This window comes from Bacillus seohaeanensis (assembly GCF_042684945.1).
GTDB lineage: Bacteria > Bacillota > Bacilli > Bacillales > Bacillaceae_B > Rossellomorea > Rossellomorea seohaeanensis.
On the sequence record NZ_JBHUMF010000034.1, the window covers coordinates 1 to 13,855 of the forward strand.

General features: G+C 40.0%; 15 protein-coding genes and 1 riboswitch. Of the genes, 13 read left to right on the forward strand and 2 right to left on the reverse strand.

Features of this window, described 5'->3' with window-relative positions; all coding sequences use genetic code 11:
* The first annotated feature begins 196 nt into the window (after window positions 1-196).
* Window positions 197-1,210 carry a S66 family peptidase gene (locus tag ACFSUL_RS20110; protein ID WP_377937969.1) on the forward strand — a complete coding sequence of 338 codons (1,014 nt, stop codon included), beginning with the start codon at window positions 197-199 and terminating at the stop codon, window positions 1,208-1,210.
* A gap of 204 nt (window positions 1,211-1,414) precedes the next feature.
* On the opposite strand, the gene ACFSUL_RS20115 is transcribed toward ACFSUL_RS20110, so the two are convergent.
* Complete coding sequence (locus ACFSUL_RS20115; protein WP_377937971.1) at window positions 1,415-1,612, reverse strand: YozQ family protein; 198 nt, start codon at window positions 1,610-1,612, stop codon at window positions 1,415-1,417.
* A 16-nt stretch (window positions 1,613-1,628) separates the two neighbouring features.
* Window positions 1,629-2,384 carry a TraR/DksA C4-type zinc finger protein gene (locus tag ACFSUL_RS20120; RefSeq protein ID WP_377937973.1) on the reverse strand — a complete coding sequence of 252 codons (756 nt, stop codon included), beginning with the start codon at window positions 2,382-2,384 and terminating at the stop codon, window positions 1,629-1,631.
* Window positions 2,385-2,746: 362 nt separating this feature from the next.
* On the opposite strand from ACFSUL_RS20120, the gene ACFSUL_RS20125 reads away from it, so the two are divergent.
* The 12 genes from ACFSUL_RS20125 (at window position 2,747) to purN (ending at window position 13,820) form a co-directional block, all read left to right on the forward strand.
* A complete protein-coding gene (locus ACFSUL_RS20125) occupies window positions 2,747-3,277 on the forward strand; it encodes a DUF2179 domain-containing protein (RefSeq protein WP_377938094.1) in 531 nt (176 codons plus the stop codon).
* A complete protein-coding gene (locus tag ACFSUL_RS20130) occupies window positions 3,274-3,474 on the forward strand; it encodes an NETI motif-containing protein (RefSeq protein ID WP_377937975.1) in 201 nt (66 codons plus the stop codon). Before ACFSUL_RS20125 ends, ACFSUL_RS20130 begins: the two co-directional genes overlap by 4 nt.
* Window positions 3,475-3,561: 87 nt before the next feature.
* Window positions 3,562-3,663: riboswitch (purine riboswitch) on the forward strand.
* A 159-nt stretch (window positions 3,664-3,822) separates the two neighbouring features.
* Complete coding sequence (gene purE, locus ACFSUL_RS20135; RefSeq protein WP_071414096.1) at window positions 3,823-4,311, forward strand: 5-(carboxyamino)imidazole ribonucleotide mutase; 489 nt, start codon at window positions 3,823-3,825, stop codon at window positions 4,309-4,311.
* A complete protein-coding gene (gene purK, locus ACFSUL_RS20140; protein WP_071414097.1) occupies window positions 4,298-5,458 on the forward strand; it encodes a 5-(carboxyamino)imidazole ribonucleotide synthase in 1,161 nt (386 codons plus the stop codon). Before purE ends, purK begins: the two co-directional genes overlap by 14 nt.
* Complete coding sequence (purB, locus tag ACFSUL_RS20145; RefSeq protein WP_071414098.1) at window positions 5,455-6,747, forward strand: adenylosuccinate lyase; 1,293 nt, start codon at window positions 5,455-5,457, stop codon at window positions 6,745-6,747. Before purK ends, purB begins: the two co-directional genes overlap by 4 nt.
* Before the next feature lie 154 nt (window positions 6,748-6,901).
* On the forward strand, window positions 6,902-7,627 hold the full coding sequence (gene purC, locus ACFSUL_RS20150) for a phosphoribosylaminoimidazolesuccinocarboxamide synthase (protein ID WP_071414099.1): 726 nt from the start codon (window positions 6,902-6,904) through the stop codon (window positions 7,625-7,627).
* Window positions 7,615-7,869: a phosphoribosylformylglycinamidine synthase subunit PurS gene (gene purS / locus ACFSUL_RS20155; RefSeq protein WP_377937977.1), complete on the forward strand. Its 255-nt coding sequence runs from the start codon at window positions 7,615-7,617 to the stop codon at window positions 7,867-7,869. Before purC ends, purS begins: the two co-directional genes overlap by 13 nt.
* On the forward strand, window positions 7,866-8,552 hold the full coding sequence (purQ, locus tag ACFSUL_RS20160) for a phosphoribosylformylglycinamidine synthase subunit PurQ (protein WP_377937979.1): 687 nt from the start codon (window positions 7,866-7,868) through the stop codon (window positions 8,550-8,552). The genes purS and purQ overlap by 4 nt, the downstream gene beginning before the upstream one ends.
* The gene (gene purL / locus ACFSUL_RS20165; protein WP_377937981.1) at window positions 8,536-10,761 is read left to right on the forward strand and encodes a phosphoribosylformylglycinamidine synthase subunit PurL; all 2,226 of its coding nucleotides are present in this window, start codon (window positions 8,536-8,538) and stop codon (window positions 10,759-10,761) included. The genes purQ and purL overlap by 17 nt, the downstream gene beginning before the upstream one ends.
* The gene (gene purF, locus ACFSUL_RS20170; RefSeq protein ID WP_071414103.1) at window positions 10,746-12,167 is read left to right on the forward strand and encodes an amidophosphoribosyltransferase; all 1,422 of its coding nucleotides are present in this window, start codon (window positions 10,746-10,748) and stop codon (window positions 12,165-12,167) included. Before purL ends, purF begins: the two co-directional genes overlap by 16 nt.
* An 11-nt stretch (window positions 12,168-12,178) precedes the next feature.
* Window positions 12,179-13,207, forward strand: coding sequence for a phosphoribosylformylglycinamidine cyclo-ligase (purM, locus tag ACFSUL_RS20175; RefSeq protein ID WP_377937984.1), 1,029 nt, complete (start codon window positions 12,179-12,181; stop codon window positions 13,205-13,207).
* Window positions 13,208-13,235: 28 nt separating this feature from the next.
* Entirely contained in the window at window positions 13,236-13,820 is a 585-nt protein-coding gene (purN, locus tag ACFSUL_RS20180; protein WP_377937986.1) for a phosphoribosylglycinamide formyltransferase, read from the forward strand.
* Window positions 13,821-13,855 lie beyond the last annotated feature (35 nt).

A 13,855-nucleotide genomic window follows, 5' to 3' on the forward strand; every position in this document is an offset into this window, starting at 1 on the left:
CGAGAGTAGGACGTTGCCAGGCAAAATGAGAAAAACAGCCCTTAATGGAGCTGTTTTTTTGTTATGGAAAAAATGATACAATGCGACTTATTCCATTAGAGTCGTAGGTTAGTTGAATGATAATTTCAAAAAGTTGTTGTTGAGTTAACGTAAAACTGGTAAAATCATGTAAAGTATTTTTCAGAGGAGGTAAAAAATGATTAAATACCCATTCTTAGAAAAAGGGGCAACCATAGGAGTAACAGCACCTTCATCTGGAGTACAAGTTGAATTACATGATATGTTTAAACTTGCATGTAGCCGCATGGAGAAAAAGGGGTTTAAGGTTATTTGTGGAGATACTGTTTGGACTCAAAACAAGGCCAAATCATCTTCTGCTAAAAAGCGTGCAGATGAGTTTAATGAAATGATGCAAAACGATAAAGTTGATATCATTATTCCTCCTTGGGGTGGAGAGCTTTTGATTGAGATATTAGAATATATTGATTTTGAAAATATGGGTGAAAAGTGGATATTAGGTTATTCAGATACAAGTGCATTGTTACTGGCCATCACTTTAAAAACTGGAATAGCAACTGCTCATGGAACTAATATAGTTGATTTAAGGGGAGACTATTCGGATGATACGACAGCAATGTGGCAGTCTGTCTTATCAACGAATACTGGAGAATCAATTATCCAATATTCTTCAGCAAAATACCAAAAAGAATGGCAGCATAATACCCCTTCCCCTTGTGTGTTTCATCTCACAGAACCAACATATTGGAAAACTACGTCTAATAATAGTGTAAAGGTACAGGGGCGGTTGCTTGGTGGATGTATAGATGTAATAAGGCATTTGATTGGCACACCATTTGGGGATCTACAAGGTTTCCAAAAGCAATTTTTCAATGATGAGCCTGCGCTATGGTATTTTGAAAATTGCGGGTTAACTACAACGGATTTGCGTAGGTCATTAGTACAAATGAAGTTAGCAGGTTGGTTTGAAAAATGTTCAGGTATTATGTTTGGTCGAAGTTCTGCCAATCACCCTGTTGGAAATTATTCGGTTGAGGATGTCTATAAAGAACTTTCTTTTGAACTTCAAATACCAATTATTTATGATATTGATTGTGGGCACGTCCCTCCGCAAATCACATTCATTAATGGAGCTTATGCCGAAGTAAAAGTAGAAGACGGAAAAGGGACCATTTTGCAACATTTTAAGTAGTGAGTCAGACAGATTTTGTATATTATTTCTCTTTAACTACCGGAAGTAAGAGTAGATATTGTTGTTGATGCAACTAGATAAATTAAACAGGGAGCGATTGTTAAGTAAAAGACAATCGCTTTTTTATTAATGTGAAAATGAACTTTTTGAGTAGAAATTAAGCTAAAAAAACAGACTGGTCATTAAGCCAGTCTGTTTCATTTATTATTCTTTAAGAAGTTCAATATCTTCCCCATCAACATTGTCAATTTTTCCATCAATTGTTCCCTCGGTTAGGCTATCACTAGCTTGTTCATGGGTCATTGCTAATCCCAAGGAAAGCTCGTCTGTTTTGTTGTAGTCATCAGATTGATAATACCGTCCTGCGAGGTCGGTTGATTTTGCATTTCGTTTTTTAGCCATGGTAGTAAGTCACTCCTTAGTCATTTTCTGTGTATGGATCATGTTCATATGCAGGGAGATCCCCGAAGGTTGTCATGATTCCTTCATCATCTAGAGAGTTTTCATACTCTTCATGCTGGTTGTTTGGGTAAATAGTTATATTTTTTCCATCGATGTCATTACCGACAAAGTTCTCGTAATCCTCTACATAACCAACATTTTCTTCATAATCTAAATAGGTGTCATTGTAGTCGGCAGGAGGTACAGTAAAGTCAGAAGGAGTCTCTGAGGTTCCCCACTGAGCTACTGTTTGCCAGCTGTCTTCAGCATCAAAACTTACATTTTCGTCTTCTTCGTCTTTGTAGAATTTCCCAAATGGAGGCATAAGGACTCCTTCCTCTATTGGGCGATTATGAGAGACGGTTTGATCTAAGCTATGTTCCTTACAATATAATGTTGTTGGAATGGCTTCTAGCCTTTCCAGTGGTATTTCCTTATGACATTTCAAACATACCCCGTAAGTGCCATTTTCCATTGCTTGTAGAGCTTGCTGAACTTCTTCTAGTTCATAATCTAAATGTTGATGTAAGGCAATATCCTTTTCACGTTCATAAAGGGCTGAACCTTCATCTGCAGGGTGATTATCATAACTTGACAATTCCCCCATTGATTCGTGGTAATGTCCTCTATCTAAATCAAAGTAATCATTTTCTTCTTGTCTTTTATTAATACTCTTTTCAAGATTGATCAGTTTTGAACGGAAGGTAGATAATTGCTGTGAGTTTAAAGCCATAGTTAACAATCCTTCCTTAATAAAGTTTCTTCTCGCTTAGTATGAACCAGAACTAGTGAAAAATGATTGTTAAATCGTCTTTAAAGTGGGGTATTTATCCACTATGGAGTATATTTGGTATTAAATAAAAGTGAAAAGAACAACATACACTATAATTAAATTGATGAAAAATTTATAAGAGGTCCGTCCCTCATTACGGTGGTGTACCAAAGTATCTAGGGGACAGCCTGCAAAATTTGTTGGATTTTTTTTATGGATTTTTAGCAATAAAGTAGTTCGCAAACATAAAAATCTCTAGTAAAATAAAGACTTAATTTCAGTATCAATAAGGAGGATTTTTATTGTTAGATAATAGCTTGGTCATGGTCGCCATTATTTTAATTATTAATATTGTGTACGTTTCCTTTTTTACAATACGGATGATTTTAACGTTAAAAGGGTACCGTTATGTTGCCGCTTTTGTGAGTATGTTTGAAGTGGTTATCTATGTAGTTGGACTAGGCTTGGTGCTTGATAACCTTAATGAAATACAAAATTTAGTTGCGTATGCCGTAGGTTATGGTTTAGGTGTTATTGTTGGTATGAAGATTGAGGAGAAGCTTGCGCTTGGTTATATAACAGTTAATGTTATTACAAAAGAGTATGATAAATCTCTTCCACAGGAACTGCGTGCAAAAGGGTATGGTGTTACAAATTGGGAAGCAAATGGTTTGGAAGGTAGCCGAATGGCGTTGCAGATTCTTACACCTAGAAAGTATGAGATGAAGCTATATGATACGATTAAGGAGCTCGATCCTAAAGCGTTTATTATCGCCTATGAACCAAAAGCGATTCATGGCGGCTTCTGGGTAAAAGCAGTAAGAAATATACGTAAGAGAAAGGTTGAATCATGAGTAAAAAAAAGCAATTATTTGAAGTGGCAGAAAAGGAAACAATTAATCAGTGTCTTGATAGGATGAGCGAGGCCGGTTATATGCCAGTAAGAAGAATGGAAAAGCCGGTTTTTGAGGAGAAAATAGTAAATGGTAAAAAAGAGCATGTACCTGTTAAACAAACAATTGTATTCGAAGGAAGGAAAATAGAATCGTAATACTACGAAACACGAACATTAATTTTCAGACATTTATTATTGTTCGATTTTTACATTGACAGTTACTAGTTTCCGCGTTATGATGGAGTCAATTGAAACGAAACCCCTCATATAATAGTGGGAATATGGCCCACGAGTTTCTACCTGACCACCGTAAACGGTCGGACTATGAGGGAAAGTAGCTGTCGGGATACGACATGTTAGTGGACCCTTGCTATAGAAACGGTCACTTTCAAAAAATACCCGAATTAACTGCTTTCTCTCATAAAGAGAACAGTTAATTCGGGTATTTTTTTATAGATATGGATGAATTTAATAGATCCTAATCACTGTTTAGGAGGTTGACGAATGGAGCCGAACGTGGGAGTTATTATGGGAAGTACATCGGATTGGGAAACAATGAAATATGCTTGTGAAGTGTTGGATGAACTTGGCGTTAATTACGAGAAAAAAGTGGTTTCCGCGCATAGAACTCCAGATTATATGTTTGAGTATGCAGGTACTGCAAGAGAAAGAGGCATAAAGGTAATTATTGCAGGGGCTGGCGGTGCTGCCCATCTTCCAGGTATGGTAGCGGCTAAAACAACATTACCTGTTATAGGAGTCCCCGTTCAATCAAAAGCACTGAATGGACTTGATTCACTATTATCCATAGCTCAAATGCCAGGCGGTGTACCAGTTGCTACAGTAGCGATAGGAAAGGCAGGAGCTACAAATGCAGGGCTGCTTGCTTCTCAAATCTTATCAATAGAGGATTCTAATTTGGCCGGTTTACTTGATAATCGTCGTGAACAATTACGGGAAAAAGTGATGGAAAGCAGTGATGAGCTTGTTTAAAAAAACAATTTTACCAGGGCAAACAATTGGGATAATTGGTGGTGGCCAGTTAGGTAGGATGATGGCAATTTCTGCAAAGCAAGCGGGATTCAGAGTTGCTGTTCTTGATCCTTCCCCTAACTCTCCATGTGCACAAGTGGCGGATGTCATTATTACTGCACAGTATGACCATTATGATGCACTGTATCGATTAGCAGAAGAATGCGCGGTCATTACATATGAATTTGAAAATATTGATTACGAAGCATTAAAGTGGCTCAATGAACGTGCTTATATTCCACAAGGTGCGGAGTTAATAAGAATTACACAGGATCGGATCCAGGAAAAGGCTGCGCTAAGCCTTGCAGGAGTGGAGGTAGCTCCTTATGCAGTAATCAACCAATTCACAGACATCTATGATAATATAGAAAAGCTTGGGCTTCCTGCCGTTTTAAAAACGTCAAGGGGCGGTTACGATGGAAAAGGACAATATGTTATTAAGGAAGAGAAGGATATAGAAGAAGCATGTAAGTTGCTTGAAAGCGGTCCATGTGTTCTTGAAAAATGGATTCCTTTTGAAAAAGAAATATCAGTGATTGTTACGAGGAATGGTAGCGGGGAGCTAACCCATTTTCCTGTAGTTGAAAATATTCATATAGATAACATTTTACACCAGACTATTGCACCGGCAAGGGTTGATGATTCTGTTTTCTCTAAAGCGGTTAGTATGGCAAGAATGATAAGTGAAACATTGGATCTAGTTGGGACATTAGCCATTGAAATGTTTTTAACTAGTGACGGAACTATCTATATAAATGAGTTAGCTCCACGGCCACATAATTCAGGACATTATACGATTGAAGCATGCGACCATTCTCAATTTTCCCATCATATTCGGGCAATCTGTAATTGGCCATTGGAACAACCATCTTTATTAAAGAACGCTGTGATGGTTAACCTATTAGGGGAGCATTTGGAAGAGGCTATAAAAGAAATTCCTTCTAATCCGCAATGGTTCTTCCATCTATACGGAAAGGACGCAGCAAAGCACAAGCGGAAAATGGGACATATTACAGTCCTGACAGATAACTTGGATGATACGTTAGCAAGTTTGGATGATTCAAGTATATGGAAGGAAAAAGAAAAAATCGGAGGTAATGAGGAATGATTGAACGTTATACTCGTCCGGAAATGGGAGCGATTTGGACAGAAGAAAATCGTTTTCAGGCATGGTTAGAAGTAGAAATTTTAGCGTGTGAAGCGTGGGCGGAATTGGGGGACATTCCAAAAGAGGATGTAGCTAAGATCCGTGAAAAAGCTGGATTTGATGTGAATAGAATTAAAGAAATTGAAGAAGAAACACGACATGATGTCGTAGCTTTTACAAGAGCAGTTTCGGAAACATTAGGCGAAGAAAGAAAATGGGTTCATTACGGATTAACTTCCACTGACGTAGTGGATACTGCACTTTCTTATATTATTAAGCAAGCAAATGAAATTTTGCTAAAAGATCTAGAGAATTTTGTTGAGATCTTAAGAAATAAAGCAATTGAACATAAGCACACTGTCATGATGGGAAGAACGCATGGTGTTCATGCAGAGCCGACAACTTTCGGCTTGAAGCTGGCACTTTGGTATGAAGAAATGAAGCGAAACTTAGACCGTTTTAAGGATGCAGCACGCGGAGTAGAGTTCGGAAAAATTTCAGGTGCTGTTGGTACATATGCAAATATTGATCCATTCGTGGAGAAATATGTTTGCGAAAAGCTTGGAATTACACCGGCGCCTGTTTCCACGCAAACATTACAGCGAGATCGCCATGCACATTATATGAGTACAATCGCTTTAATTGCAACGTCGATTGAAAAGTTTGCTGTGGAAATTCGTGGTTTGCAAAAGAGTGAAACACGAGAAGTGGAAGAGTTCTTCGCAAAAGGACAAAAGGGTTCATCTGCAATGCCTCATAAACGTAATCCAATTGGTTCCGAGAATATGACTGGGATGGCACGTGTTATTAGAGGCTATATGATGACTGCTTACGAGAATGTGCCATTATGGCACGAACGCGACATTTCTCACTCTTCAGCAGAACGTGTCATTTTACCTGATGCAACGATTGCATTGAACTATATGTTAAACCGTTTTGGTAACATCGTTAAGAACTTAACGGTATTCCCGGAAAACATGAAACGTAACATGGACCGTACATTAGGTCTAATCTATTCACAACGCGTTTTATTGGCACTAATTGATAAAGGGATGGCACGTGAGGCTGCATATGACACGGTGCAGCCAAAAGCGATGGAAGCGTGGGAAAAACAAGTCCCATTCCGTTCACTGGTAGAAGCAGACGAAACAATCTCGTCCAAACTATCACCGGCGGAAATTGACGACTGCTTCGACTACAACTATCACTTAAAGCACGTAGACACCATTTTCGAACGCTGCGGCTTATAAGTTAGAGGTCCGTCCCTCATCGCGTTAAAGCGTTAGTTCATTCGGGGACGGACCTCCACAATTGGATAGAGAGGGATTTTTGGGGGTCCTTCTCTTTTTTTAATAATTCGTAGACAGAACATTCCTAATTTTATGAATTAAGGGGGCTTTTAGGATGGAGAAGGGGTCCATACTTTATGAGGGAAAGGCAAAGCGAATTTATACAACGGTGGAGGAAGAGGTAGTTTGGGTAGAGTATAAAAACTCTGCAACTGCTTTTAATGGGGAGAAGAAAACGGATATTGAAGGCAAAGGAGCTTTAAATAACAAGATTACGAGTTTACTATTTTCAAAGCTTCAGGAGCAGGGGATTGAAAGTCACTTCATGGAAAAGATTTCGGATCATGAGCAGCTTGTCAAACGGGTAGCTATTATTCCGCTCGAAGTGGTTGTCCGTAATGTAGCGGCAGGTAGTCTTTCAAAGCGAATTGGCTTAGAGGAAGGTACACCTCTAAAGCAGACAATTGTTGAGTTTTACTATAAAAATGATGAGCTTGGAGATCCGCTTTTAACGGATGAACATATCGATTTATTACAGCTCGCCACTCAGGATGAGCGTCAGGAGTTAAAACAAAAAGCTCTTCAAGTGAACGATTTCCTAAAAACGTTATTCGATGATATCGGTGTTCGCTTAATAGATTTCAAGCTGGAATTTGGAAAAGATGCAGAGGGACATATACTTCTTGCTGATGAAATTTCACCAGATACATGCCGGCTATGGGATAAAGAAACGAATCAAAAGCTGGATAAAGATGTGTTCAGAAGAGATTTAGGAAGCTTAACGGATGTTTACCAAATAATATTAGAACGATTGGGAGGAAGTAAACTATGTACAAAGTAAAGGTTTATATCACATTAAGAGAAAGTGTTCTAGATCCACAAGGAAGTGCAGTTAAGCAAGCACTTCACAGCATGAGTTTTAATGAAGTAGAGGATGTCCGTATCGGAAAATATATGGAGCTAACTATTCCATCTACAGTGAAAAATGTGGAAGAGACGGTTGAAGAAATGTGTCATAAACTACTGGCTAACCCAGTTATTGAGGACTACCGTTATGAGATAGAGGAGAGTGTCGCTCAATGAAATTTGCTGTCATAGTATTTCCTGGTTCTAACTGTGATATTGATATGTACCACGCAATTAAGGATGAAATTGGTGAGGAAGTAGACTACGTTTGGCACGATGCTGATAATCTAGAAAACTATGATGCAATTCTTTTGCCTGGGGGATTCTCTTACGGAGATTACCTTCGTTCAGGTTCGATTGCCCGCTTTTCCAATGTAATGAAGGAAGTAATAAAAGTAGCAAATGCAGGTAAGCCTGTTCTTGGTGTATGCAATGGATTCCAAATTTTACTAGAAGCAGGGTTGCTACCAGGTGCAATGAGAAGAAACGAATCCCTTAAATTCGTTTGTAAAACGCTCGGGCTTACTGTTGAAAATAATGAAACACTTTTCACAAATGGTTATGAAAACAAAGAAGTAATCCAAATTCCAGTTGCACATGGAGAAGGAAACTTTTTCTGTGACCAAGACCAACTAGAAAAGCTTCAACAAAACAACCAAATTGTTTTTACGTATGCGAGTGAAAATCCAAATGGCAGTGTTGCTGATATCGCAGGCATAACAAATGAAAAGGGGAATGTACTTGGAATGATGCCGCATCCTGAAAGAGCGATGGACACATTACTAGGCAGTGAAGATGGAAAAAAACTATTTCAATCAATTGTGAAGTACTGGAGGGAAAAACATGTCGTTAATGCTTGAACCGACTGCAGCACAAGTAAAAGAAGAAAAACTTTACCGTGAAATGGGCTTGACGGATGAAGAGTTTAGTATGGTGGAAGACATTCTTGGAAGAACACCGAACTATACAGAAACAGGGTTATTTTCTGTCATGTGGTCAGAGCACTGTAGCTATAAAAACTCTAAGCCAGTCTTAAGTAAGTTTCCCACAAAAGGTGAAAGAGTACTTCAAGGACCAGGTGAAGGAGCGGGAATTGTTGATATTGGAGACGATCAAGCAGTTGTATTCAAAATTGAAAGTCACAATCACCCATCAGCGATTGAGCCTTACCAAGGTGCGGCAACAGGTGTCGGCGGTATTATACGGGATGTTTTTTCGATGGGGGCAAGACCTATTGCACTCCTCAACTCTCTTCGCTTTGGAGAGTTGGATTCTTCTCGTGTTCAGTATCTCTTTAAAGAGGTAGTGGCAGGAATTGCTGGTTACGGGAACTGTATTGGCATTCCGACAGTTGGAGGAGAAGTTCAGTTCGATGCTTGCTATGAGGGGAACCCGTTAGTAAATGCTATGTGTGTCGGTTTAATTGACCATAAGGATATTAAAAAAGGCCAGGCGCATGGAGTAGGAAATACGGTAATGTACGTTGGGGCAAAAACGGGTCGTGACGGAATTCACGGTGCAACCTTTGCTTCGGAGGAACTTGGAGAAGGAGCAGAAGAGAAACGCCCTGCCGTTCAAGTAGGCGATCCATTTATGGAAAAACTTTTAATCGAAGCATGCCTTGAACTTATCCAAAATGATGCATTAGTAGGAATCCAAGATATGGGGGCTGCTGGCTTAACAAGTTCAGCGGCAGAGATGGCGAGTAAGGCAGGTTCCGGTATCGAGATGAACTTAGACCTTGTTCCGCAGCGTGAAACGGGAATGACAGCTTATGAAATGATGCTGTCCGAGTCACAGGAACGCATGTTAATAGTTGTAGAAAAAGGGCGCGAGCAAGAAATTGTTGACCTTTTTTCCAAATATGATTTAGAAGCTGTTTCAATCGGAAAAGTAACAGATGATAAGAAGCTACGCCTGCTTCATAAAGGTGAAGTTGTGTCGGATGTTCCAGTTGACGCATTAGCAGAAGAAGCACCTGTTTATCATAAGCCTTCGAAGGAAGCTGCTTATTATCAAGAGTTTCAAAACATGGAGACACCGACACCAGTGGTCGAGGATTACAAAGAAACACTAGTGAAGTTATTACAGCAGTCAACGATTGCAAGTAAAGAGTGGGTGTATGATCAATACGATTATCAAGTTAGAACATCGACTGTTGTAACGCCTGGTTCTGACGCTGCCGTTGTCCGTATCCGTGGTACAAAAAAAGCTCTTGCTATGACAACAGACTGTAATTCTCGCTATCTTTACCTAGATCCGGAAGTCGGTGGGAAAATTGCTGTTGCAGAAGCTGCGAGAAACATTGTCTGTTCTGGTGGAATTCCATTGGCGATTACTGATTGCTTGAACTTTGGGAATCCAGAAAAACCAGAAATCTTCTGGCAAATTGAAAAAGCTGTGGAAGGGATGAGTGAGGCTTGCCGTGAACTTTCCACGCCGGTTATTGGTGGAAATGTTTCGCTTTATAACGAGTCAATGGGAACAGCAATTTACCCGACGCCAGTAGTTGGAATGGTTGGCCTTATTGAGGATATCGAACATATTACAACGCAGGACTTTAAACAAGCAGGAGATGCGATTTATTTAATTGGTGAAACAAAAAATGAATTTGGTGGTAGTGAACTTCAAAAAATGACAGACGGAAAAATTTCTGGCCAGTCACCTACTATTGATTTGGATGTTGAATTATGTCGCCAAATGCAGTTACTAGAAGCAATCCAAAAAGGTCTTGTTTCGTCAGCACATGATATTGCTGAAGGTGGTCTTGCCGTAGCGTTGGCGGAGTCAACTTTTAGCGGAAACGGTCTTGGTGCTACTGTAAACGTAACGGGAGACGATGTAACAGCAGAGCTTTTCAGTGAAACACAGTCTCGTTTTCTTGTTTCTGTAAAAGAAGAGAATAGGGAAGAATTTGAAAAAATCGTGAAGGATGCAAAGAGAATCGGAGAAGTTCAACACACACCTGAAATTAAAATTACGGACGGTAATGGAGAAGTTATTTTACAAGCCGGCACAGAAGAATTAGAAACAGCTTGGAAAGGAGCCATCCCATGCTTGCTGAAATAAAAGGGCTAAATGAAGAGTGTGGTGTCTTTGGTATTTGGGGGCACCCAAATGCGTCTCAAGTCACGTACTATGGATTACACAGTTTGCAGCATAGAGGCCAGGAAGGTACTGGTATTGTGGTTTCGGATGGAGAGAAATTACAAGGTCTTAAAGGGGAAGGTCTTGTAACGGAAGTTTTCCAAGAGGGTGCTTTAGATGACATGACAGGGAATGCCGCGGTTGGGCATGTCCGTTATGCGACAGCTGGGGGAGGCGGTTATGAAAATGTTCAACCACTGCTCTTCCACTCGCAAAGCGGAAGTCTTGCGTTAGCTCACAATGGTAATTTGGTGAATGCTAATGCATTAAAACATCATCTTGAAAGGCAAGGGAGTATTTTTCAAACAAGTTCCGACACGGAAGTACTAGCACACTTAATTAAGCGTAATGGATTTTCCACATTAAAAGATAGCGTCAAAAATGCTCTAACGATGTTAAAGGGGGCATATGCATTTGTGATTATGACCGAGACGGAAATGATGGTGGCGCTTGATCCACACGGTCTTCGTCCATTATCGCTTGGGAAAATTGGAGATGCCTATTGCGTAGCATCCGAAACATGCGCATTTGATATCGTTGGTGCGGAATATATACGGGACATAGAACCAGGGGAGCTTGTGATCATCAATGATGAGGGATTAACCTCAGAACGGTTTAGTATTTCTAGTGGATGTTCGATGTGTACAATGGAATATGTGTATTTTTCCAGACCGGACAGTAATATTAATGGAATCAATGTCCACTCAGCAAGAAAGCGGATGGGAATCCAATTAGCAAAAGAAGCGCCAATAGAGGCGGATGTCGTCACGGGTGTGCCAGATTCCAGTATTTCAAGTGCAATTGGGTACGCGGAAAGTTCAGGCATCCCATACGAATTGGGCCTGATTAAAAATCGCTACGTCGGTAGGACATTTATTCAGCCATCCCAATCACTTAGAGAACAAGGGGTTAAAATGAAGCTATCGCCTGTAAGGGGGGTAGTGGAAGGAAAACGTGTGGTAATGGTAGACGATTCGATTGTTAGAGGAACGACAAGTAAAAGAATTGTTAACATGCTGAAGGAAGCTGGTGCAAAAGAAGTTCATGTCTGCATAAGCTCACCTCCAATCAAAAATCCGTGTTTCTATGGAATTGATACTTCTTCACGTGAAGAATTAATTGCTTCCTCCCATTCAGTAGAAGAGATGAGAGAAATCATCGGTGCCGACTCTCTAACATTTTTAAGTGTAGAAGGCGTGTTGGATGCTGTTGGAAGAAATGACGCTTCTGAAAATAGGGGCCAATGTTTAGCATGTTTTACAGGTAAATACCCAACAGAGATTTATCCTGATACACTTCATCCTTATGAAAAAGAACTCGTTCGGTAGGAGGAATCGTAATGGCAAACGCATATCGTCAAGCAGGTGTGGATATTGAAGCAGGATATGAATCAGTTAATCGCATAAAAAAACATGTAGGAAGAACAGCTCGTCGTGGTGTACTCGGGCAATTAGGAAGCTTTGGTGGGATGTTTGATCTTTCTTCATTGAATTTAAAAGAACCAGTACTTGTCTCAGGAACGGATGGGGTTGGGACGAAGCTTAAACTTGCCTTTATGGCAAATAAGCATGATACGATAGGAATAGACTGTGTCGCAATGTGTGTAAACGATATTGTTGTCCAAGGAGCAGAACCGCTTTATTTCTTAGATTATCTTGCTTGTGGAAAAGCAGAGCCGGAAAAAATTGAAGCAATTGTAAAAGGCGTTGCGGACGGCTGCGCGCAAGCAGGTTGTGCCTTAATTGGTGGTGAAACAGCTGAAATGCCCGGCATGTATACGGAAGAAGAGTATGATATTGCTGGGTTTAGCGTAGGTGCTTGTGAAAAAAGCGAAATAGTTACCGGAGAGAACATAACAGAAGGAAATATGTTAGTAGGACTAGGTTCTAGTGGTATACACAGTAATGGGTACTCATTAGTCAGAAAAGTCTTTTTTGAAAATCATTCTTTTGGGCTAGATGATACACTGCCTGAAATGGATGGAACATTAGGGGAGACGCTGTTAACGCCAACGAAAATATATGTCCAAGCGGTTTTAGCTGCATTGAAAGAGTTTAAGATTAATGGCATGTCTCATATTACTGGTGGCGGATTTATTGAAAATGTACCAAGAATGCTTCCTGATGGCTTAAAAGCAGAGATCCAAACTGGTTCTTGGACTATTCCAGAGGTTTTTACTGCAATTGAAAAGTACGGTGACATCCCACATGAAGAAATGTATAACATTTTTAATATGGGAATTGGTTTCGTATTGACAGTCAAGAAAGAAGATGCAGAGGAATTAGTAAAGTTTATGAAACAGCATGGAGAAGATGCTTTCGTCATTGGTGAGGTAACTCGAGGTGAAGGCGTTCAATTGGTGAAATAGAAGTTAATTTTCAAACGGGGGCCGGGTTATGAAACAAATAGCCATTTTTGCATCAGGAAGCGGCAGTAATTTTCAAGCATTAGTAGACTCAGTACAAAATGGTAGTTTGCAAGCAAGCGTTAAACTGCTTGTTTGTGACCAACCGAATGCGTTTGTAATGGAGCGTGCGAAGGCAGCTGGAATTCCCATCTTCGCTTTTCGTGCAAAAGATTATAAAGGCAAGGAAGAATTTGAAAAAGAAATCATAGTAGAGCTCCAACGAAGAGAAGTAGACTTTATCGTCCTAGCAGGGTATATGAGGCTGATCGGTCCTACGCTTTTAAGACAATTTCCGAAGCGGATTATTAATATTCATCCTTCGCTCCTTCCTGCTTTTCCAGGAAAAGATGCCATTGGGCAAGCGTTGGAAGGTGGAGTAAAATATACAGGTGTAACGATTCATTTCGTCGATGAAGGGATGGATACCGGTCCTATTATCGAACAAGAGGTTGTCCGGATATCGTCTGGAGAAACACGAGGATCCCTGCAGGATAAAATTCAGCATATTGAACATGAATTATACCCACGTACATTGAATCACTTGTTTTTAACAAATGGTTATCTAATGCAGTAGTAGGAAATGTGCCAGGAACGAAACAGGTATTTCGT